18 protein-coding genes and 1 tRNA gene are annotated in these 20,438 nt (G+C 52.5%); 13 read left to right on the top strand and 6 right to left on the bottom strand.

All coding sequences use genetic code 11. The annotated features are described in order from the left end of the window. Nucleotides 1-338 precede the first annotated feature (338 nt). From WC593_14190 to WC593_14180, 3 genes are all read left to right on the top strand, one after another. Nucleotides 339-2,495 (top strand): CHASE4 domain-containing protein, encoded by a 2,157-nt coding sequence (locus WC593_14190; protein MFA4826297.1) that lies wholly within the window; start codon nt 339-341, stop codon nt 2,493-2,495. A gap of 485 nt (nt 2,496-2,980) precedes the next feature. After that, entirely contained in the window at nt 2,981-3,502 is a 522-nt protein-coding gene (locus WC593_14185) for a hypothetical protein (protein MFA4826296.1), read from the top strand. A 128-nt stretch (nt 3,503-3,630) separates the two neighbouring features. Beyond that, nucleotides 3,631-4,461 (top strand): hypothetical protein, encoded by an 831-nt coding sequence (locus WC593_14180; protein ID MFA4826295.1) that lies wholly within the window; start codon nt 3,631-3,633, stop codon nt 4,459-4,461. 85 nt (nt 4,462-4,546) lie between these two features. On the opposite strand, the gene WC593_14175 is transcribed toward WC593_14180, so the two are convergent. After that, entirely contained in the window at nt 4,547-4,918 is a 372-nt protein-coding gene (locus WC593_14175) for a hypothetical protein (protein ID MFA4826294.1), read from the bottom strand. Between the two features lie 108 nt (nt 4,919-5,026). On the opposite strand from WC593_14175, the gene WC593_14170 reads away from it, so the two are divergent. Continuing rightward, a complete protein-coding gene (locus tag WC593_14170; protein MFA4826293.1) occupies nt 5,027-5,626 on the top strand; it encodes a hypothetical protein in 600 nt (199 codons plus the stop codon). Between the two features lie 8 nt (nt 5,627-5,634). On the opposite strand, the gene WC593_14165 is transcribed toward WC593_14170, so the two are convergent. After that, nucleotides 5,635-5,868 (bottom strand): hypothetical protein, encoded by a 234-nt coding sequence (locus tag WC593_14165; GenBank protein ID MFA4826292.1) that lies wholly within the window; start codon nt 5,866-5,868, stop codon nt 5,635-5,637. A 138-nt stretch (nt 5,869-6,006) separates the two neighbouring features. Beyond that, on the bottom strand, nt 6,007-7,137 hold the full coding sequence (locus WC593_14160) for a TIGR04084 family radical SAM/SPASM domain-containing protein (protein ID MFA4826291.1): 1,131 nt from the start codon (nt 7,135-7,137) through the stop codon (nt 6,007-6,009). A 120-nt stretch (nt 7,138-7,257) separates the two neighbouring features. Between WC593_14160 and WC593_14155 the strand changes: the two genes are divergently transcribed. The 8 genes from WC593_14155 (at nt 7,258) to WC593_14120 (ending at nt 16,299) form a co-directional block, all read left to right on the top strand. Continuing rightward, a complete protein-coding gene (locus WC593_14155; GenBank protein ID MFA4826290.1) occupies nt 7,258-8,073 on the top strand; it encodes a methyltransferase domain-containing protein in 816 nt (271 codons plus the stop codon). Between the two features lie 53 nt (nt 8,074-8,126). Further along, nucleotides 8,127-9,488, top strand: a complete 1,362-nt coding sequence (gene ftsA / locus WC593_14150) for a coenzyme F390 synthetase (GenBank protein ID MFA4826289.1) — start codon at nt 8,127-8,129, stop codon at nt 9,486-9,488. Between the two features lie 16 nt (nt 9,489-9,504). Beyond that, on the top strand, nt 9,505-10,164 hold the full coding sequence (locus WC593_14145; protein MFA4826288.1) for a hypothetical protein: 660 nt from the start codon (nt 9,505-9,507) through the stop codon (nt 10,162-10,164). 241 nt (nt 10,165-10,405) lie between these two features. After that, the gene (locus WC593_14140; protein ID MFA4826287.1) at nt 10,406-10,924 is read left to right on the top strand and encodes a hypothetical protein; all 519 of its coding nucleotides are present in this window, start codon (nt 10,406-10,408) and stop codon (nt 10,922-10,924) included. A gap of 290 nt (nt 10,925-11,214) precedes the next feature. Beyond that, nucleotides 11,215-11,430, top strand: coding sequence for a hypothetical protein (locus tag WC593_14135; GenBank protein MFA4826286.1), 216 nt, complete (start codon nt 11,215-11,217; stop codon nt 11,428-11,430). 183 nt (nt 11,431-11,613) lie between these two features. Further along, entirely contained in the window at nt 11,614-13,770 is a 2,157-nt protein-coding gene (locus WC593_14130; GenBank protein ID MFA4826285.1) for a tetratricopeptide repeat protein, read from the top strand. A gap of 5 nt (nt 13,771-13,775) precedes the next feature. After that, nucleotides 13,776-14,474, top strand: coding sequence for a hypothetical protein (locus WC593_14125; protein ID MFA4826284.1), 699 nt, complete (start codon nt 13,776-13,778; stop codon nt 14,472-14,474). 82 nt (nt 14,475-14,556) lie between these two features. Beyond that, on the top strand, nt 14,557-16,299 hold the full coding sequence (locus WC593_14120; GenBank protein ID MFA4826283.1) for a bifunctional metallophosphatase/5'-nucleotidase: 1,743 nt from the start codon (nt 14,557-14,559) through the stop codon (nt 16,297-16,299). 50 nt (nt 16,300-16,349) lie between these two features. Here WC593_14120 and WC593_14115 read toward each other — a convergent pair whose 3' ends face one another. Beyond that, the gene (locus WC593_14115; GenBank protein ID MFA4826282.1) at nt 16,350-17,129 is read right to left on the bottom strand and encodes a class I SAM-dependent methyltransferase; all 780 of its coding nucleotides are present in this window, start codon (nt 17,127-17,129) and stop codon (nt 16,350-16,352) included. Between the two features lie 154 nt (nt 17,130-17,283). After that, a complete protein-coding gene (locus tag WC593_14110; protein MFA4826281.1) occupies nt 17,284-18,165 on the bottom strand; it encodes an MBL fold metallo-hydrolase in 882 nt (293 codons plus the stop codon). Nucleotides 18,166-18,292: 127 nt separating this feature from the next. Between WC593_14110 and WC593_14105 the strand changes: the two genes are divergently transcribed. After that, nucleotides 18,293-19,996, top strand: coding sequence for a solute carrier family 23 protein (locus WC593_14105; GenBank protein MFA4826280.1), 1,704 nt, complete (start codon nt 18,293-18,295; stop codon nt 19,994-19,996). 335 nt (nt 19,997-20,331) lie between these two features. Here WC593_14105 and WC593_14100 read toward each other — a convergent pair. Beyond that, a tRNA-Val gene (locus WC593_14100) sits at nt 20,332-20,405 on the bottom strand. Between the last annotated feature and the right edge of the window lie 33 nt (nt 20,406-20,438).

The raw sequence follows: 20,438 nt of genomic DNA, 5'->3' as shown, positions 1-20,438 counted from the left end.
GGGGAAAACCAAGCCCCCGGAATAACATCCATGAGCTCCATTGAGCGCATTTGTCGGTCTCTGACGTATTTGGTCAGTAATAATCCTAGGAATTAAAACAACGTGAGCGCATGATCTGGTCTGGTACACCTATGACGATCAGTGTTTTTCGTGCAGATGTACGGAAACACGATAATGAAAACATGTGTGTTCTTCGTGTTCCCTGCACATCCTATTCCGGAGTAATGGGTAAATCCGGAAGTATTATTGGGGAAACGGTTTTGGGAGAAGGAACCTTTAATGCCATTATGTAACTCAAGGTTAGCTAAAGAAGTCATGGCTGCGGCAGGTGGTGACCCGTGGATATTCGAAAAAAGACTGTTGTGATCTTATGCGCTGCTATAGCCTGTCTGATCCTTGTCCTGCTGGTATTATCTCAAACGGTCGTACTGGATGGATTCTCCCGTGTCGAGGATCAGAGTGCACAAAAAGATACCAACCGGGTTCTTGTTGCTCTGGGGAACGACATCAATACTCTGGATGCTGTGGCGCATGACTGGGCATCGCGTGATGATACGCGAACGTTTCTGCTCACAACGACTTCTGCGAAATCCTGGTCCCGGCTTGATCCGGATACGTTTGAGCGGCTCCAGTTCAATTATATCCTTCTTACCGACACAAATGGGACCTTGATCTCCGGAAAAGGATACAACCTTGACAGCCATACGGAAAAACCGGTTCCCCCCGATCTCGCCTTGCTGCTCTCATCTCATCAACAGATTCCCACAAGGATAAAATCCGAATTCGGTACCATGGGAGTCCTCCAGTTTCCTGAAGGTCCGCTGATGCTTGCGATACGCCCGGTTTTTTCTGATCCGGATCAAGGACAGTTGATCGGGTATATCCTGATGGGAAGAAACCTCGATGCCATGGAACTGTCCCGGCTTTCATCGCTGGCCCAGCTCCCGCTTGAACTGCAACCGTACAGCAAAGAAGATCTCCCCGCGGACTTCAGAATGGCGATCTCGCAATTCCCCCAGTCATCCTCGCCGTTCATCCAGCGCGAGGGAAAAGAAGCACTCACGATAGACGCCCCAACCTACATCCTGCCGCTTGGGAGTAATACGCTTGGGACTTTCTCGCTGATTCGCGACCTGTCGGGTCAGCCAGTACTGATCCTTAAAGTCAGCATTGTCCGGGATATCTATGATCAGGGAAAATCAACAACCTTTTATTTCGTGAATCTTCTCATTCTCGCCGGTCTTGTTTTCGGACTTGCGATACTCCTGCTTCTGGAAAAGACAGTACTCTCAAGGATCCTTCACCTGAGTGGGCGATTGAATGATATTGGGAAAAAGCGTGACTTTTCCGCCCGTGTTGAAATGAGTGGCGATGATGAGATCGGGTCACTTGCTGACAATGTAAACGGAATGATCGGTGAGCTGGAGACCTCCCAGGAGCAGCTCCAGGGCCGATTAATCCAGAGCGAAGAAAAATACCGGCTTTTCTTCAACAGCATTACAGATCCGGTAATTATTTACCGGTCCGGCGAACCAGGCACCTATAACTCAATTATCGAAGCAAACGATGCCGCCTCAGATCTTTTAGGGTATTCACGGCAGGAGCTTCTCCTGATGTCACCTGAAGCGACCATGATGAGGGATGTTTGCGACGATAAACCTGAGCTGTGCCGTTTGGCCGGAACGGGGGACTTTATCCAGTATGAATCGTCCTACCGGGCGAAAAGCGGAAAGTTGATTCCGGTTGAGATTAATGCCCGGATATTTGATGAGTTCGGACAGAGAGCAGTACTAACAATTGCTCGTGATATTACGGATCGTAAAATGGCAGAAAAGGCCTTAATGCAGGCCCATAAAAAGCTCAACCTGTTGAATTTCGTGACATTCAACGACATCCAGAATACTCTTTTTACCCTCAGTGGATATATCAGTCTGCAAAAGGATCTGCCGACCGATACGAAGATGAACGAGTATCTGGAGAAAGAAGATGCAACCCTGAGGAGAATTTCTCACTCGCTTGACTTTGCCAAAAATTATCAGGATCTGGGGATAAAACCCCCGCAGTGGCATAATGTTAATCAGACATTCGTACTGGCAATTTCTCATCTGGATTTTTCCCAGATCACTCGCAGGGTCAGACTTGATGATCTGGAAATTTTTACGGATCCTCTGCTTGAACGCGTATTTTTCACGCTTACAGGCAACATCATTAAACACGGAAAAACCGCAACACAGGTGACTATTAGTTACCAGGAAACTGCGGAGAGCCTCCAGCTCATTTTTGAGGACAACGGTGCCGGCATACCGGATAACCTGAAAGAAAAAATTTTCCAGCGCGGGTTTGGTGCACAGAAAGGTATGAGTCTCTTTCTTGCGCGCGAAATTCTCGAAATTACCGGAATTACCATCCGGGAGACGGGAACCTATGGAAAAGGCGCCCGTTTTGAAATTACTGTTCCAAAAGAAGCGTTCCGGTTCCCGGGAAAAAAGGGGTAAACGTTCAATTACTGCCCCTGCTTTTTTTTAAAAATTACATGAATTTCTGCTCCACACATCATTTCATACTCTATGGGGAATTTTGAAATTTTTAAATGCGTTCCCCCCTCAAGAAAAAAGGAAAAACCTCAGAAAAATGAGCCCCGTTTTCTCTTTAAACAAAAAAAATGGAAATTCCCATTAATAGATATATTTATTATCTAAATAATCCTAATAACCCGCTACTGACATCTCATTGAACTGAATATCTGCATTCGGGTAATCTTGTCAGGATTCAGGGAAAAATAACAAGGGATAGATTTGTATGACAACGAATCGACCTTTAGCAAGGTCTTTAAAAAAAATTATTGCGATGCTGATAGTATTGAGCATTGTTCCGGTGGTTGCAGCTTATGGATGGTTCTCTTCTTCCACACCGGTGATCGAGTTCTCTAAAGCTGGTGATTTGCCTTCCCCCCTGATGGCCAAATCGGATAACTCCGGTGGTGGCAACTCCGGAGGCAATTCCGGAGGCAATTCCGGAGGTGGAAACTCTGGCGGAGGCGGTGACTCCGGTGGTGGCAACTCCGGAGGCAATTCCGGAGGTGGAAACTCTGGCGGAGGCAGTGACTCCGGTGGTGGCAACTCCGGAGGCAATTCCGGAGGTGGAAACTCCGGCGGAGGCAGTGACTCCGGTGGCAGCAACTCCGGAGGTAATTCCGGTGGCAGTGACTCCGGTGGTAGCAATTCCGGAGGCAATTCCGGTGGCAGTGACTCCGGTGGCAGCAACTCCGGAGGTAATTCCGGTGGCAGTGACTCCGGTGGTGGCAATTCCGGAGGCAATTCCGGTGGCAGTGACTCCGGTGGTGGCAATTCCGGAGGCAATTCCGGTGGCAGTGACTCCGGTGGCAGCAACTCCGGAGGTAATTCCGGTGGTGGTAACTCTGCTGGAAGCGGTGACTCCGGTGGCGGCAACTCCGGAGGGAGTAATACTGGAGGAAATAATGCCGATAGCAGTAAATCGGTAGAGAATTCCGGAACTGATAAAGGAAAAAGTGATACTGAATCTGGAAATGCTGGAGCAAAAACCGATAACACACAAGACAAAGGGAACTCAGGAGGAACAGCTGCCGGGGCAGTCGTTGCTCCTGAAACAATGGCCGATCAGGGAACTGGCACTTCCCTCGGTGTCAGCAGTTCACAGATCAGCAGCAGGGAAAATGCCCGGGAGATCGCAATCGATATGCAAAAGGCAAAGGATTCCGGTGAAAAGGTATCTGTTGAAGGATCCACCATCACTTTTTCCAAAGGACCGATGACCGTCGGTGTCATAACAGAAACAGGTCCCAAGGAGACGAATGGCATACTCACTGCTGATGTAAAATCAATTTCAATGGAACATCAACCCGTGACTGCCCAGATAAAAGATACCGGGACTGTATCCGCCTCATTTAAAGCAGATCTTATGAGCCTTCCCCCGTCGGATGCAACTATCACTGCTGTTATTGCTGAAAAACCCGATCCCGCAACACAAGTGGCCATTGACAAGGCGGCATCTCAAATGGGATATCAGCTGGATGCTGTTGCATACACCATGGATGTGGCAAAAACCCATTTGAATGACGGGAAGGATATCGGCCCGGCAACCATAACGATGAGTGTATCTCCTTCATGGGTCGTTGGACACGGGGGTATTTCCGGGGTAAAAATTGCCCGATTCGCTGACGACGGAACATCCCAGCTGCTCGAAACCCGGTTTGTGGGACTCGACAGTTCGGTAAACATGGTGTTTGAAGGAACATCCCCCGGCGGACTGTCGATTTTCGCTCTGATCTCAGTAAAAGCACACGAGGAAGCGATCGAACAACCATCACAACCCATGCCTGCAGCATCTGGATCCATGCCATTGAATAGCGCAGTAGAAACACTACGTTTAACAGCACCCCTTATCGTTCTGGGTATTTTTTTAATGATAAGGAAGAGATAATTTTTAAAGAAGCAGTTTCTTCATTCCCATCATTTTTGTTACTGGACCATTATTATAGGGGAATTGACATCGTCTCCGGATAATCTCAATGGACCGTTACCCCTCTTTCTTTAAGCTCCACGGTCTTTTTCTGTGAGCACTCCTCGCACCGGAACTCCGGTTCATGGTCATGCGTCCTGTCGTAATCCCCCGATCGTACCAGACGGTACCCGCGGGCGACTCTGCCGCAGTCCACACAGGTGATGTTTTCCTTAACCTCCCACTGCGCAGCGAGACTCTGGGATGTGAAGATGAACTGGTCCACCCAGAAAAAGATCAATCCCCCGATCAGGTTTGCGACAATGGCTGCAACCCACTGGCCCATGGACGCGAGAACAATACCGACCCCGGCGAGTATCGGAGTGCTCGCCTGCCACCTGAGCAGGTAGAGCCCGTAGCGTTTGTAATTGACCTGCATACCGATGAATCGTGTGCCCGGGTGATAGGTGTTGCGATGGTGTCAGTCCCGGGGCGGGTATCTTTATAGCGCCCTGACCAATCTTATTCAGCATCACCGGGGCAGGAAATGTGGCAGTATCAGAATAAATCCTTAAGCTCGGTGTTTGTCTCGCGGATGATCGGGATCATCATATTCCTGATCGTAGTCGTGCTGGCAAACATCCTTACATATTACATATCAAACCCGATCTACCGTGCCAGCGTACTGTTTCTGAATGAGCACTTCTGGTTCCTGTTGCTCATCTCGTTCATCCTGCTGGCCGCTGATATCTTCTTTACATTCCCGTTCCCGCTCAATCTTCCTGCGCCTATCATCAGGGCTATTGGCAGTGTTTTTGTCATTGCATTCATGCTCCTCGTCTTCCAGTGGGTTGATTCTGTTGCGGCAACCAGCCTCTATCCGTTAGTCTGGCTCGTATCTTTCGTAATTGTCCCGATTGTCTTCCTCATCGTCCTTGTCAGCGGCTATTTCAAGATAATGCGTAATCTCTGCTGGGGAGAACCGTCAGAAAAGGAAGGGGAGTGCCAGGTTGTGCATGAAATAAAAAAAATCCCTCTCGATGAACCGGTTGCTGATGTAAAATCCTGGGAAGATATCGGCGCTGAGTTCCGGCTGATGATGTACGATATCATGCACCGGTTCCGTCATGAAGTCCGGAAAAAATGATCGCGTTGTCACCAGTCAGGGTTCTCTGACAGAAATTTCTTCTCTTTTGCCTCAAGTTCTTCAGGGCTCAGGTCTGAAGGCATACAAAGACAGCGATGTTCCGTAAAGACCCCGCCTTTGAATGATCCCTGCCGCTCCCCGGGATTGCACGCCCCGTAGGTATTCGCGTCGCAGTCATGATAGACCTGCGGGAGTGCTTCTTTCTGCGCACAGTCTTTTGCCTCTTTCCATGATCCAGCCATGGTTTTTAGTATTAGTGCAATCCCGTGATGAAGGTTCCCCGGATGCTGGATCTGAATATGTACCTGTCGGGGGATTCTCTGGTACTATAGATCATACGGTAAAACGTTCAGGGTCCGGCACAATCCCGCAGGTAATCCTTACGGGATGATCTCGCATCCGTTGAACTTTTCATGGGCAAAAGCCTCGGGAGCGATCGTACCGTTCTCGATTAAACGCCGGACACGGGGGACTTCATCCTTAAGTGTCGTGTAGAGGTTATCTACCGTTCCGCAGACTGTTTTTCGCTCCGCCCTGTTCCATGGTTTGGTGATATTGGAGTACAGGCACCGCCCCCCGCAGAAATCGTAGATCCCGCACCCGGTGCACTCTCCCCCGACAAAAATCCTGTCAAGGTGTTGCGGGTCGGCAGTCCGGATATGTCCTACGTAATACTCCTTCATCCCGATCATCACCGGGCAGGGCGCGATATGCCCGTCGGTCATGATACTGTAGTTCGCGTGTCCGGATCCGCACCGGAGCTGGCTTTTTTTACCCAGCAGCAAATCTTCCATTGGGTCGAGGAAGGGGTACAGTTTCGTCACTTTCCCCGTAGATTCCATATGTTCAATCCAGTCTGAAACGAGAGTCCGGATCCCGGGATTGTAGCTGGCATTCACCCAGTCAGCAAAGTGACGCCGTGAAAAATCCCCGGCGAAATTCGCATCCAGCTGCCAGTGGATAGAGGAGAACGAATAGTCCGGGTTCTGAAAAAGCCAGTGGACGGCTGGTGCAATGTCGGTTCTCTCGGTTACTGCCATCCGTGCGATGAGTTCTCCCGTATAACCCCTTTCCCGGATTTTCCTGACGTTTTCCATCACCTTCCGGTACACTCCCGTCCCCCGGTTGCTGTCTGTCAGAGCTTCGTTTCCGTCCAGTGAGACAAGGATCGTGGAAAAACGGTTCACAATCTCCGGCGCGAGCCGGTCCAGCAGCACCCCGTTGGTCTGGATCATGAACTGCTGTACCGGTGCCTCCCGCACAATCCGATCGACCAGATCCGCACGCATGAGGGGTTCTCCCCCGTAAAACGTGAGTGTGGGTGCGGGATCTTTTCGCAGGAATGTATAGAGAAGGTCAAGATCGAAATCCAGATCCCGGGGAAGATCGGGATCGATGTCAATCCGTGGTGCAGTTTCATCATCGCTCTCTTCCAGTACCTCAAATGCCTTGGCCCGGCAGTACCGGCAGCAGAGATTACATTCGTCGGTGAGGATGAGATGGAAGTACATGCAATGCTCATTATCATGGGTGGTTGCAGACGATAAATATAGGGAAGCATGCAGCAGGTCGCTCGGCCCCCTCTAACATTTAATCTGTGCAGCCCCTACTATTTTCTTGAGATACTAAGCATGGCGCAACCTGATTCATCCCCCTCGTTTACCTGGAATCCCGCAGACTATTCCCGGAGTTCCCCCGCCCAGAATCTCTGGGCGCAGGAACTGATTGCAAAACTCAAACTCTCCGGGAATGAACGGATTCTTGATATTGGTTGCGGAGACGGGAGGGTGACTGCCGCTATCGCAGCATGCGTCCCGCAGGGCTCGGTAACCGGAATTGACAGTTCACCGGAGATGATCCGGTTTGCACGCAAACAGTACCCTCACGGAACTCACCAGAATCTTGCCTTTGTCCGGATGGATGCAGGTCATCTGGAGTTTCCTGAAAAATTCGATATCGTATTTTCGAATGCCGTGCTTCACTGGATCGCCGATCATAAGCCCCTGCTTGCAGGGATTGCACGCAGCATCTGCCCGGGTGGCAGGCTGCTCGTCCAGATGGGTGGAAAAGGCAATGCAGCACAGGCATTCGAAGCACTTGCGGTCCTGCTGAAAACCCCCCGCTGGGCAGGGTACTTTGAAGGCTTCTCATTCACCTTTGGCTTTTTTGGTCCTGAAGAATACCTACAATGGCTGGCAGGTGCGGGACTTGAGCCGGTCCGGGTGGAGCTGATCCCAAAGGATATGGTGTACGCTGACAGGGAGGCATTTGCCGGTTGGATCCGCACAACATGGCTCCCGTGGCTGGCGCGGTTGCCAGAGAAGGGGCAACCGGTATTTATCCGGGCGTTTATTGATGAGTACCTGTCAATGTATCCGGCTAAGGCAGATGGAACAATTCACATTGGTATGGTGCGACTGGAAGTTGAAGCAATAAAACGTGCCTGAGTCTGCCGGAGACTTCGCAATCTATAAACCATCCCTCTTAATAATTCTCTGTCATGGCAACGGGATCGTACTTTTCTCCGGAAGTTGAAACGCTGGGTCGTAGCGATCTCGACGCTCTTATCGATGAACGGGTACGCTACACCGTCCTGTATGTCGCTGAACATTCCCCCTTCTACCGGCACTGGTTCAGGGAGAACAAAATCAATCCTGCAGAAGTGCGGGAACACGAAGACCTTCTCAATCTGCCCGTTGTATCCGGAAAGACTATACGGGAGCACCAGCCCCCCATCACACCGGAATTTGAGTTCCTGTCCTCAGACTGGAACAATGTTTTCTCCATACAGGAGACGAGCGGCACGAGTGGTATACCCAAGGGTTTTTTCCTGACATGGGATGACTGGAAACGGTACGCGGAGAAGTATGCCCGGAGTTTTGTATCGCAGGGTTTTACGAACAGGGATCGGATCGTGGTCTGTGCCTCGTATGGGATGAACGTAGGTGCAAACACCATGACGATCGCAGCACGGCGCATCGGTATGGGTATCATTCCCATTGGCAAATGCACCTTCGAATCCCGAATCCTGAAATGTTACAAACCCACTGCCATTGTGGGAAGCGTGTTCAAACTGCTCAGGCTCGCACGACGTCTTGCTGCCGAGGGAATAAAAACATCTGATACGTCTATAAACAAACTTGTTGCCGGTGGCGAGAGTTTTGCCGATGAATCCCGCGCCTACCTGTCTGAATTGTGGGGTGTGCCGGTGTACAATACCTATGGCAGTACAGAAGGGACGATGTGCGGCGAATGTACGGAGCTTTCAGGCCTTCATGTGCCTGAAGACCTTGTCCACCTCGATGTATACGATCCCCATATGCAGTCATTTGTGAGCGATGGTGAGTGCGGGAGGGGGGTGCTCACCACGCTGCTGCCGGTTGGCGGGAAGAGTGGAATGCTGCTGATCAATTACGACACCGAGGATACAACGGTAGTCATCTCCCGTGAACGGTGTGGGTGCGGGAGGACCCATATGCGGATTGCCAATCCCCAGCGGGAGGCAGAAACCCTCTGGGCGTTCGGGAACCCTTTCAACCGTGTTGACATAGAAGCAGCAGTCTTCCAAACGGAGAGCATGGCATATATTACCGGCGAATACGAAGCATCTGTATATGACGGGGATATACCCGATGAGACTATTTTGCGGGTGAACCTGGAGTGCTATGATCCGGATCACTGTGATCGCAAACTGGTAAAAGACCAGTTCGTTTCACGATTTATCAGGTACAAATCACTGATTGCGGAGCACTACGACGAGGGTTTATTCCAGATAGAATTGAATTTTGCCGGCCCCCGCGGGCTCGATATCTATACTATGAAGGGTCGCCCGAAACGACTGGTCGATCGGAGGGTGCACTGATGGGGAGAACAGGCACATGAAAAAATGCAAAGGACAATTGTGCGGCAATGAAAATGCGTTGACCGGGCTTGAAATCGTCATACTGCTGGTGGTTGCAGTACTGGTCACCGGGTATCTCGGGTACGGGGAGATATCTCACGGAAAAACACCGCCTGTGGGTGCGCAACAGAACCCGAAACAGGGATTGATCTCGAATGACGTAATAGCAACAACCGATCTTCTCACGGATCCCGGTGGCATTTTCGGGTACCCTGCGGTTGACGGGATAATCGATGGTGTTCAGGTCCGTTTTAAAACACAAAACCCGGCTATGCTGGGTGCGTATGAACTGACGATCCAGCCGTTCATGATGAATTCGGGGGATATCGATATGGGTCATGCATCGGTGCTCTGGGTGAGCGGGAATGACCAGGAAAAACTCTCCCTTGTGCAGACTCCCATATTGATCTGCCCGAACTGGACGATCACGAATAAGGCAAATTTTGTCCCGCTGAAAGGTGCGGACCAGGATATCTTCCTGGAAACCGATGAACAGTTCACGCTCCTTGTCTGTCCTGCAGGGAATGCAGCGCCTTACCAGCAGTTCACCATGACTGTTGCGCCGGAGAACGGGCAGATTCTTCCGCTGACCCGGACGGTTCCCCCTGGAATTACCCCGGTGACAAACCTAGGATAACGGTGCAGATGTCCAAGGCTGATTCCTGTACAAAGAGCAGTAATTACTCCGGGCTGATATGGCTGGCAGGCATACTAAGAGTAAACGGGAAAAATGGTGAGGGGATCTGCGTATTCACGATCGGCGTATAACATGCAATGATGATGCGTTTACCGGTCTTGAACTGGTCATTGTCATTGCGGTACTTATCGGGGGGGCGACACTCCTGCTCATATTCCTTAGTGGTGGGGAGACCCCCGGATTGATCAGAACATTTCCCGAAGGGGCGGTGGCGCAGAGTGCGTATATTGCCGGCGATCATCTCCAACCTGTGGGAAGTGTTTTTGGTTTTCCCGCAGTGAGTGGACCCCTCAATAAAGCCGAGGTGAGGTTTGCACGCCCGGATCCCGGGAAGCTCGGGGCTGTGCGGATGACACTATCACTCTTTATGGGAGATACCGGGGCGATCGATATGGATCGTATCAATGTGAGTTGGGCAGACCGCGGATCCTACGAACCGATCGGACAAACCTCAACTCTGCTTCTTGTCTGCCCAAACTGGACGATAACCGGGAAGTATAATATGCTCCCCGGGCATTCAGCGGATTCGGACAACTGGTTAGAGCCTAAAGAACAGTTTGAGATCATGGTATGCCCCTCGGTTGGCGTGCAATCGTATGGAACCTTCACTCTTACCATCAGCCCGGATGGTTCTGCCATGCCGCTCACGGTCACCCGCACGATCCCGCCCGCCATGCACCCGGTTATGAATCTCGGGTAATCTGCCGCACCCTGCCGTCAGGCACCCCCGGTTCACCCCTCTGACTGCGCTTCGGCGTTCGGTTTTTGCTACGCCGGAGACCCGGAATATGCCCGTTATAGCCGCGAATTTGCCTAAATAACCTCATTTTGGGGTTTGTTTAAACGGGGTGATTAGTGTGCCTCAATGCCAAAAATACGCGCAAATATATGGTAAAAATCCAGACTTCGACGGGCTCCGACGGAAACCTTTTATATTATCAGGCGTCACCTTTCATTATCAAAACCCAATTGTGGTTTTGAGGTGTTTAAATGGGAACCAAAATTGGAAAGGAAAAAATCGTGCGCGAAAAGGGTTACCTGTACTTCATCGGCAAGGATGGGTACGTATGGGCAGCACCTATGAAGCACAACAAGACCGGCAAGAAGAAGAAAGTCGGCACTGAAAAGATCGCAAAAGAGAAAGGCCACATGTACTACATTGGCAAAGACGGCTTTGTAGCAAAAGCCAAGATGAAGAACGCATAACTTCATCCATATTTTTTGCACGCGGTCACCTGCTGTCGGGAGTGATCCCGATGGCAGAACTGCACACTTTTTTCCCTGACGGGATAGTTTCTCGCTACCGATCTATAGCGTTCACCATTTCCCGACTATTATATAGGGCAATGTACCTATTACAGACATAATGACATCTCCGGAGTCTTGCTGTTGAGCCTCTTTGATAAAATTTTCCCCACTCACGAAAAGGCAAAGGATAAGGAGGCGATACATCAGGAGAGAGAGTCCCATCCTCATGTCATGGGTTCTTCGTCCGGGGCTGAAGAATTTGATCCTCAGTCGGCAAAGTTCTGGATACGCAAGGGGCACAACCACTGGTCTGTGGGAGAATGTGACAAGGCTCTCGACAGTTTCGAAAGAGGGCTTGAAGTTGATCCGGAAAATGCGGAGCTCTGGGTCCATCACGGAATCGCACGGGGAAACCTTGGGAGATATCCGGATGCTCTTTCATCATTTGAAAGAGCGCTGGTACTCGATCCTGACAATCCTGATGCAGCAATCAACAAGGGATTAGCTCTTTGTGCAATGGGGAAATGCGAGGAGGCCCTTTCAGTTTTTAACATCATAATAGGGTTCAATCCTTCAGACTCACTTGCATGGTACAATAAAGGAGTTTCCCTGCAGATCCTCGGAAAAAATGATGAGGCAACCGGTGCTTATGAAAAAGCATTCGAAATCAGACCCGAACTACCGGTTATTCCTCATAACATCCTCACCCTGCTAAATAAAAGTGCAGTTCTTGAAAACATCGGAAAGAATGATGAGGCATTGCAATCGCTCACCCGGGCGCTTTCCATCAACCCAAAATACACTGAAGCGTGGGTCCGCAAAGGCAGGATCTTTCGGAAACTCGGGAATTTTCAGGAATCCATTTTTATGATCGAACGTGCGATCGAGTTTAACCATACTGATCCCGCGATCAGTGAAGAGCTGAGAATCAGTCTCATATCCCTGGGAAAACACGAAGGAGCGATCTGGGCGTTTGAGAAAGCAATAAAGCTCAACCCAAAGAATCCTGAGGCGTGGTGTGGCATAGGAGATACGTATTTACGGCTTGCAAAATTTACCGAGGCGCTTGAAGCCTTTGAAACTGCCCGGAAGATCGATCCACAGAATCTTGTTATACGTTCGAGTATTGCTGACACCTACCGAAAGATGGGATATCATGAAGAAGCGGTTGAGAAATATGATGATATCCTTGACCGGGATCCGGCAAATGCCGCATGCTGGTACCATCGCGGACTTTCACTGCAGGCTCTCGGGGATTATGATGAATCTCTGTCCTCTTTTAAAAAGGCACTTTCTCACAATATGGATGATGCGAAAGTGTATTTCAACGAAGGGATAGTACTCACCAGCCTTCAGCGGTATGCCGAAGCAGACGTCGCGTTCACTAACGGCCTGGAGAAAAACCCCAGAGATGCAGTGGCATGGTACAATAAGGGATTTGTACTTCAGATCCTTAAAAAGTTCAAAGAGGCGCTTGCCGCGTACGATCGGGCGATATCTGAAGATCCTGCGAGCATCCCCTCCTGGATAAACCGGGGGATTGTTCTTGAAAAGATGGGAAAAACCGAAGATGCATTAGCAGCATTTAACCATGTCATCTCGTTCAATCCAGACGATGAAAAGACGCTGTATCACAAGGGTGTTGTTCTTCAGGATCTTAACAGGAACACTGAGGCGCTGCATGCGTATAACCAGGCGCTTGACCTCGATTCTTCGGATAAAGATGCGCTATTTGCAAAAGGCACAATACTCGAAAAGCTCGGAAAAGAATCAGAATCCCTGCAATGCTATGACCAGGCACTGGCATTAGACCCGAAAAATACCGGTGCCTGGGTACGAAAAGCGGGAATTTTTGAAAAAGAGAACAATTTTTTTGATGCATATGATTGTTATACCCGCGTCCTGGAAATTGATCCGGATCACGCGGAGGTTAAGGAACGGCTGAGCCAGCTTGAACCTTCTCTTGTTGTTACCTGTAAAAAGATCCAGATATCTCAAAAGGACTGGTTTATGGTAGAATTGGTTCTGAAAAACACCGGAAAATCTTTTGCCTACAATGTCTCGTTTACGGTTCACAACAGTAAAGATGCAGGAATTCCCAAGCCCTTTGTTGTTCCTTACGGGGAAGAAAAAAGTGTGGTCATCCATATACTCAAGGTTGCGGGCAGCAAAGACCCCGTCATGGTCCATACACACTTTTTTACTAAACATGAACAGGAGTTCGTGGTTGAACTCCCGATCCTGCTGAATGAGCAGGATCCTGAAATTCACATCCATCAACCTCAGCAACAGGAGTAACTACGATGGCCCCCTCACTTGTCCATGAGAAATTTCTGGAATGGACGCGGGGTCTTGATACCCGGGAGAGTATGATCTCGATCTTCTCCCATATCCGCGACATCCCGTACTCGCTTGTCGTTCCTACGAGTAGTTCAACAACCCCGCAGGAACAGCTTCTCATGGCCAGGAAAGGATCCTGTGGCGCCAAGCACTACCTGCTCGCAGAGATGTTCCGGAACCTGAACCTCCCGGTTGTATATGCTACGTTTCCCTTTCTCTGGAACGATCCCGATCTCCATTATCCTCCGGAACTCCGGAAACTTGCTGCTACGCTCCCGGTTGCGCACCACCTCGCCTGCCGGGTCCAGATTGGATGCCACTGGATACTGGTGGATGCGACGTGGGATCTCCCCCTTGCAAAGGCCGGGTTTCCGGTCAACGGGCACTGGGACGGGTATTCTGAAACGAAATGTGCAGTCAAACCGCTGAAGTCCCCGGTGCGGACGGCGTTCTGCCGCACGGCCACAAACGAGCCATGCCGGGGGAAGGATGAGGCAGCACTTAAGCCCCTTGATGGCGAGAAGAATCACTGGAATGAAGAGGATCGGTCACGGTATTATTCCGAAAAGGTTTCCCTGCGTTCCTCAGACGAGGCAGAGCGAACACGACTGTTCAGCAGGGAATTCAGCAGCTGGTTAGAAACCGTGCGAATGTCAGCGTGATCAACAACGATATCCCGTGTCTCTTTGTTTTTTCACCGGGAAACTCAACAATTAATTGATTGGATACCAAACATCCAGTAGTATGGCACCCGATCTACGGCTGGACAGGATCCCGGTCGTTCTGCAGATCTTTTGCGGATGCTGCATTATCTTAATTCTCATACTGGCACCGATTGTGCTCTCCTGGTATTTTCCCGGGCCTGTCCCGGCATCGCACACAAATGCCCCCGTTCATGTGAAGATTCTCGCGATAAATGATTTTCACGGGCAGCTGCCCCCGGGACAGGCCGTGAACAAGCGCCCGACAGGGAGTGCACCGGTGCTGGCATCTTACCTGAAATCGGCAATGGTGTCAGGGAATGCAGATGGCACATTCATCGCCCTGCCCGGGGATATCGTGGGGGCGTCACCGCCACAGTCCGGGCTGCTGGCCGATGAACCGACCCTGCTCTTCTTCAATGAATTTGCGAATCTTTCCTGCCCGGGAAGGATCGGAAGTGCAGATTCCGGGTGTAATATGGTTGCGACCGTGGGTAACCACGAGTTTGACCGGGGTACCGGCGAACTTTTACGGCAGGTGTACGGGGGCAACGGTACCTCTTCGGTCCCCCATCTTACCGATCCCTATCCCGGTTCGCGGTCATCTTATACCTGCGCCAATGTTGTCTGGAAAGAGAATGGTACGCCGATCTTTCCTCCCTATATCATACGGAACATCAGCGGGGTGCCCATCGCATTCATCGGGGCCGATACGATGACTACCCCTGAACGGCTGGCGCCGCACCGCGCAGATGAAGTCCGGTTCCTCAATGAGACGGAGTCTATCAACCGGTACGTTGCCGAAGTCCAAAAGGACGGGATGCATGCCATTGTTATTTTGCTCCACGAAGGCGGGGATCAGCAGGCCTATGAGGGTACAACCCGTGACGGGGTGAATGTGACCGGTCGGGTCACGGGCATCGTAGCCGGTCTTGACGGGGATGTGGATGTGGTGCTCTCGGGTCATACCCACGCGTTTTCAAACGCCTGGCTCCCCAATGCAGCCGGAAAACCGGTGCTTGTCACGCAGGCCTGGAGTTACAGTAAGGGGTATGCAGACGTGGATCTGATCCTTGATCCCGCCAGCCGGGATATCGTGAACAAATCCGCCCGTATCATTGTTGCCTATGCTGACAGCCCGCCCGGCACCATCCCGGACCCGGAAACGGCAGCGTTCCTGGCAGAAGACGGGCAGGCAGTCGCCCCCGTAATCGGGAGGCAGATCGCCGTGATCGCCCGGGATATCACCCGGGACATGGATGCTGCCGGTGAATCAGCACTCGGGGATCTTCTGGCCGATGCCCAACGCTCGGTGATGGAGACCGATGTTGCGTTTATCACAACGGGAACCATGCGGTCCGATCTTAAACAAGGGAATGCGACGTGGAGCGACGTCTTTACCATCCAGCCGTTTTCAGGAACGGTCGTCTCGATGAAACTGACCGGGCAGCAGATCCGGGATGCGCTCGAACGGCAGTGGCAGGAACCGCTGCCCCCGCATCCTCTTGGCGTGTCCGGGCTGTCCTATACCTATGATACAAAACAACCGTCCGGCAGCCGGGTACAGGAAGTCCGTGTCAGGGGCGTTTCGCTCGACCCGGCAGCGACCTATACAGCTGCCATGATGGATTATCTCTCCATCGGGGGTGACGGGTATACGGTATTTACGAACGGGACCCTGATCACCACCGGGTCGTCCGATGTCGATACCCTTGCCTCATACCTGGGATCGCTGCCCCAGCCGGTGAACGTGACAACGGATGGGAGGATCCGGCGGATCAACTGAAGCGGGTTTTTCCTCCCCGTCCCGGATCAGCCGAAGAAGATAACGGTATTCTATCGCTCGGCTGTACCGATATAGCCCGGCAATTTCCTGATCACCAGCAGGATCTCGTCCTGCCTGATGAGGTAACCGCCGTTCACCTTATGGTGCATCCGGAAATACTCAGCAATTTCACTCTTACGGGCCTTGAACCTTTGATCAAGGAGTAAAAACAGCCCGATCTCCACAATATCATCAAGAGATTCTGAATAGATCTCGTTCTGGAAGTACTGGAGCAGGACTGCGTCGTCACCGTACAGGGCGATAACATCCCGTGCCAGATCGAGGATGGGGACGTCATACGTGGTAAAGGTGTTGAAGAAATCCGCGACTTCCCCGAGTGGTGACTGCATCACGATAATAAGACACCCGCCCGGTGAAAGGTAGCGGTACATCTTTTCAACGGTCTGCATCCAGCTCCCTTCCGGGATATAATAGAGGACATGGGAGCACAGGATCAGGTCAAAACGTTCATCACCCAGATCAATATCCATCCAGCTGTCGTTATAGATCCGGAAATCAGGACAACGGCGCTTAAATATTTCCGCCTGGCAGGGATTTGGCTCAACAATCGTGGTCATCCCGAACTGCTGTGCTATGGGAATCGTCAGGTGCCCGCCACCCGCCCCGATGTCCAGAAACCGCTCCCTCCGGGAGAGCGTTTCAATTACCATCCCGGTTTTAATAAGTTCAATACCCTTTTCCGTTGAACATTTCGAGAAGAGAGAGAGCTGGCGCTGGTATTCTGTATCGTCTGCAGCATCAATATGGATATCAGGAGATAACGGGTCCAATTTTAGAAATCTTCTCCGGATTACTGATTGGATATAAACCGTAAAAATGTACGCTCAACCGGGGAATACAAAAAATGTTTCTGAAGATGATCTCCTCTAGGCTATAGCGGATCAACTGATAGTGGATCAACCGCCCGTCACGGCCCCAGCGTCGTTATTGGCGGGAACCCGCCGTAAAGTCTTCGTTCCGGGCCCGGAGGTTTGCTGCAAAGGTGCGGGCGAGCAGCGGGTTGACCGCTTGTGGCGGGAGCCCGAGCATTGCGACTGTTTTCCGGGTGAGTTCCATCGGGTCGGATTCGCCATCGCCGGCAGATGTGAGTACAGCATCGTGGATCTTCTGGAGATAGTCAAGTGCCCTGTCCATCTGCCCGTACGCGGCTTCACCGAACCGGGGCTCGTCCCAGGCCGAAAGGAGGACGCGGATGCCCCGTACCGACCGGAGGAGTCGTATCGATCGTACGGATCCTAAAGCATCATCATACACGGGGAGATCGCCGGCCACCGGGATTACATCCCCTGAGAAGAGCGCCCCCTCGCCCGGCAGGAACAGCGCGATCGAACCGGCTGAATGGCCCGGCGCGTGTATCACCTCGAGCTCGTATTCGCGTGTCCCGTCAGTATCGATGGTACAGCCTCCATCGAGCTCGTAATCGATCGGCACCGACCCACCGACCAGCGCGGTAAATCCCGGCACCGGGCGCTCCCGGTTCTGGCGTTCCACATCTTCGATCCACGCCCGTTCGGCAGGGTGTGCCGCCACGCTGCACCCGATGGCTTCCCGGATTGCCCGGGCTGCCCCGATATGGTCGGGGTGGGAGTGGGTCAGGACGACAAGCGAGATCTCCGCAGGGTCGCGGCCGATGGACCGGATATAGTCAAAGATCCGTGTCTCGCAGCCTGCTACCCCCGTGTCGATGAGGGTGATCGTCTCACCTGCTATGAGGTACGAGTACACGAAACGGTCGAGGGTGATGCCGGGCGCAACCGGGACTTGGAACGGGTGCCTGAGTGCATGGATAGCGGGGGTGACCTGCATGGGGATCTCCTGTGTGCCGGAATATTGGATGGGGGATCGTATATTTATCGCGGGCAGATCAGCTTGGATTTTCCCCAGGTGTCTTTCGAACCGCTTTAATATTTACACGACCTCGTTTCGTAATATAATGCGACCGCCGGATCTCGAATTTGGTGCTGATGACAAGCCCCCGCTTACCACCACGTTCCTGCTCGGCCTGCAGCATACGGGGATTGTAGCGACTGCGTTTGTCTTCCCGATCCTTGTGGCCCGGGCCGCGGGCATCGAGGCCGGGGCTGCTGCCTTCTTCGTCTCGATGTCGATGCTCGCCAATGGCATCTCCACGATCTTCCAGGCGATAAAACACCCGGAGTTCGGTTCAGGGTATCTCGTTCCACGGGTTGCCGGGCCCAATTACATCTCGGCCTCTATCCTTGCCCTCCAGTCAGGGGGCCTCTCGCTGCTCTGCGGTATGACCGTCTTTTCCGGCGCATTGCAGACCGCGCTCTCCCGGGTGGTCCAGCGGCTCCGGGTTCTCTTCCCGGTCGAAGTGACGGGCCTCGTGATCATGATGCTCGGAGTCGCGGTGGTACCCTTTGCCCTGCCGCAGTTCTTCGGTATGACCGGGGGGGCCACGTCCCCTGATGCGACGGTCACCGCGATCTCGATCATCACCCTCGCGGTCACGGTGGGAGTCACGGTCTGGGGCCGGGGGCAGATCCGGCTCTTTCCGCTCATTGTCGGTATGGCGGTCGGGTACGCGCTCTGCATCGCGACTGGGCTCGCGGGTGCCGACCCGCTGGGCCAGATCGCCGCCTCACCAATTATCGCGCTGCCCGACCCCCGCTACTTCGGGCTCTCGTTCCAGCCGGTACTCATGATCCCGTTCGGGATTGCGGCGATTGTCACCTTCGTGAAGAGTTTCGGCGAGTTCTCGATCTGCCAGCGGATCAACAACACAGAATGGAAACGGCCCGATATGAAGAATATCCAGTCGGGGCTCTTTGCCGATGGGATCGCGTCGGGTCTCGGGGGCCTGTTCGGAGGGATGGGGCAGACCGGGTCATCGTCAAATATCGGCCTCTCGATTGCCACCCGCTCGACCAGCCGGTACATCGGGTTCATGACGGGAGCGATCCTGATCGTGCTCGCCTTCCTCCCGTTCCTTGCCACGGTCTTTCTCATCATGCCGGGCCCGGTCATCGGTGGGACGCTCATCTACGTTGCCGGGTTCATCATCGTGGGAGGTTTCCAGACCATCACGAGCCGGATGCTGGACTCCCGGAAGATCTTCGTGATCGGGATCTCCTTCATCTTCGGCATCAGCGTGTACCTCATCCCCGGGGCGTATGCGGGTGTCCCGCCGCTGGTCCGCCCGCTCTTTGATTCGGCACTCTCCTTAACAACGGTTATCGCGATTATTCTGAACCTTGTGATGCGGATTGGCGTGAAGCAGCGCATCACCGCGACCATCGATCCGGCAGCCCGGATCTCGGACCAGGTCTTCACCCTCATGGAACGGCAGGGCGAGGCCTGGGCCGCGAGAGGTGAGGTGATCCACCGGATGGCAATGGCCCTGACCCAGGCCTGCGAACTTGTCGCAGGCGAGGCGCGGACCTCCGGCCCGGTGACCGTCTCGGTCTCGTTCGATGAGTACAACCTTGATGCCGAAGTCTCGTACACCGGCACTCCCCTCCCACTTCCCGAGAAGCGCCCTAGCGAGGAGGAGATCCTCAACGATCCCTCCGCGATGCTCCTGCTCGGGGGATATCTCATCCGTACCCAAGCGGACCGGGCGAGCTCTTCGGCATCGGGCGGGGTGGCGGTGCTGAAGATTCATATGGAGCACTGAAAAATAGTCTGCCTAACGTGGGGGGTACCCCCACCCCCACTCTTGGGAAAGACAGGGTACCACCCCCCCTTCCCCTGAGTGGACCCCATCATCAGCCATTGTTCCAAGGCTGTCCCCGCATACTATTGCACAAAATTGTATTGCAAGTGCAATGGATGGGCAATCTATTGAGAGAATATATCTCTCTATATTGACCCCTTCATTTCCTGTGGAAAAACGAGAAAGAAGCGGTAAATGGCTTAATTACTCAAGAAATCCCCGTTTTTCATGCAATGCCTGCGGACCGGGGCCAACCAATAAACGCAGGCGTACACAGAAAAATATCACAAAATACATGGGCCCGCTGAGATTCGAACTCAGGACCTCCGCCGTGTGAAGGCGACGTCATAGCCAACTAGACCACGAGCCCGATGCATCGACCGGGAATTGAACCCGGGCTATA

Source organism: Methanoregula sp. (genome assembly GCA_041645435.1).
Classification (GTDB): Archaea; Halobacteriota; Methanomicrobia; order Methanomicrobiales; family Methanospirillaceae; genus Methanoregula.
The sequence above is the reverse complement of the archived record's forward strand: the minus strand, read 5'-3'. Positions and strand labels throughout refer to the sequence as shown.